1 protein-coding gene is annotated in these 206 nt (G+C 68.9%); it reads right to left on the bottom strand.

What is annotated here, in order from left to right; translation table 11 throughout:
• Positions 1-206, bottom strand: a 206-nt coding sequence (locus tag IQ279_RS27635; protein ID WP_241028862.1) for an S-adenosylmethionine synthetase N-terminal domain-containing protein, incomplete at both ends; no start/stop codon positions are given.

Genomic DNA, 206 nt, shown 5'->3' with positions numbered 1-206 from the left:
CCCTGGGCGATGTCCGGGGACTGCGCCCCGATGGACACCGACACCCCGCACGAGGCCCCGTCGAAACCCTTCTTGGACGAGTCGTAGCCGATGGCGAGGATCTTGTTGCGCACCAGGGTGGGGATGTCGGCGTACGCGGCGGTGGTGACCTCTCCGGCCACGTGCACCAGACCGGTGGTGATCAGCGTCTCCACCGCCACCCGGGA

The organism is Streptomyces verrucosisporus (assembly GCF_017114865.1).
In the GTDB taxonomy this organism is placed as follows: Bacteria; Actinomycetota; Actinomycetes; order Streptomycetales; family Streptomycetaceae; genus Streptomyces; species Streptomyces fenghuangensis.
This window is presented reverse-complemented; position numbering and strand designations above follow the sequence as displayed.